1 protein-coding gene and 1 pseudogene are annotated in these 2,018 nt (G+C 35.3%); both read left to right on the top strand.

The window, feature by feature from the left end; genetic code table 11:
• The first annotated feature begins 21 nt into the window (after positions 1–21).
• On the top strand, positions 22–771 hold the full coding sequence (locus JQM82_RS15355; protein ID WP_235251283.1) for a tyrosine-type recombinase/integrase: 750 nt from the start codon (positions 22–24) through the stop codon (positions 769–771).
• Positions 772–786: 15 nt separating this feature from the next.
• A pseudogene (locus tag JQM82_RS15350) lies at positions 787–2,018 on the top strand (site-specific integrase); the annotation flags it as partial.

Here is a 2,018-nt window from a genome sequence, read left to right as displayed (position 1 = left end):
GTATTTAGGTTCTATATTTTTATGGAACAGGAAAACAAGTATTCGGGAAATCTTAAGGTATTATCAGATACGCAAATGATTGTGCGAAATTCAATCGGTATCAGAAAAATATTGAACAGGAAGAGTTTTCGAGGGTATTTAAAAGAAAAAGGACATCAAGGGAAAACCATTGAGCAGGACAAGATTGTAGAGTTGTTGCAAGAATGTGCAAACAGCCGAGATCAGGTCCTGCTTTTATTATTAGCAGAAACAGGTTTCAGAATAGGTGAACTTTTAGGGGTACGATACGCAGAGGATATAGACTATGAAAAACATATAATATATGTCAATTTCCGGGACGATAATGAGAATGGAGCGAGGGCAAAAAATGCAGAATTTCGAAGAGCCAAAATCAGTGATGCAACATTTGATATTTTAATGTTTTATATTGAAGACTATAAAGAACTGATTTTAGGACAGGAATATTTGTTTATTAATGTTTCTGGCGATTATGTTGGAAAACCTTTTAAGGGAAGCGGGGTATATGCCATGTTACGTAGGTTGGAGAAAAAGACAGGAATTAAAGCATCTCCCCATATGCTTCGGCATTATTTTGCAAATGCAAGGCGAAAAGATGGTTGGAAATTAGAAATGATTAGTCAGGCACTTGGACATCGGAATATCGAAACGACCATGAAATATCTGAATATAACAGAGGATGAACTAATAGAAGTCAGTGATGCTTTTTATAACAGGCATCAGGCAATGTATGGTGTTCAGAATTTGTTATAAAAGGGAGGCGATTAAGTGTCTGCAATTAGATTGCTACAGGCAGAATACCAAGAAGGAATACAACATCTTCATAGACAACTTATGTCAGGCGGTATATTGCAGAAAGAATTGTGGAAAGAAGCTGAGCGATTCCTGATTCAAAGAAACATTTATGATGTGACATTAGCAGAAGAACAGGATCTGCGAGAGTACAAAAAAAGTTTGTTGGATAGCGGAAATTATACGAAACGGAAAGCGGTAGAGATGTCATCCGCATTACGAAAAATACACCAGTATTGGGTAGAAACAGAATATGGAGAATTAATTTCAGAAATCCAAGAATGTCAGGTATCAGATGAAGCATTGAAAGGAAATGTTCGAAGATTCCTCATCCGGCAGGGGATACATCATATAAGGGATATAGATTATACGATAAGAAACCTGTATGAAGCGGAACTGCGAAAGATATGGGATGGAGCAAATGTGATGAGATACTTGAAGCTATTTGATCACATCAAACAGTATAGTGTAAAAACAGAAATAGGAAGTCTGCAGGGCAAAATCGAACATCAAAGGAAGTATCAATCACAGATTGTCTTCCTTCCATATTTACCCGATTTGGAACTAGTTAAGGATTTTGAATATGTTCGGGACAAACAGGAACTAGTATGGGATTTTTCAAGAAAAGCATCTGAAAAACTAAAAAGGCAAGTTTTTCTACTATTAAATTATATCTTAGATAATTTGTATAGAAATAATCCTAAAGAGAGAAGAGTTCGTTATTTGCTGCCATTACATTGGCTATATGATTTTTGTGTAGAAGAAGATATTGAAGATTTGGAAGGACTGGAAGTAGAACAAATCCAACAATTTGAAAAAATAGTGGAACACAAAGTGGTAAATGTGAAAAACTCCATGCAGATTATTGATAATAGTCGAAAAATATTATTTTTAACAGCGCCAGAAATACATTGGCATGCTAATGTGTGGTATATGGAACGCTTTCACTTAGCAGAAGATCGACTTAATCCAAGTAATCCGGTGCAACGCCTGAGCTTTATAGAAGTCACTAATAAAAAGAACAGAGAATTATTGCAGGAATATGCAAAATATCATGTTGGAATTGGTGGATTGACAATAGCAAATATCCGAGGACAACTATATGAGATAAAAAGATTTTTGGAATATTTTAAGGAAGAAGAATTCATCTGTAAAGTCGATGAAGAACAATTGGATGTTTACTTCAAGAGACTGGGAGAGAATGATAC

It is taken from the genome of Faecalicatena contorta (assembly GCF_021531995.1).
Lineage (GTDB): Bacteria > Bacillota > Clostridia > Lachnospirales > Lachnospiraceae > Dorea_A > Dorea_A contorta_A.
Note: the sequence above shows the minus strand (reverse complement) of the source record. Positions and strands in the feature narration are given on the sequence as shown.

Excerpts from the sequence above, each read along its gene's own strand:
- JQM82_RS15355 (WP_235251283.1), top strand. The coding sequence starts at position 22 with ATGGAACAGGAAAACAAGTATTCGGGAAATCTTAAGGTATTATCAGAT.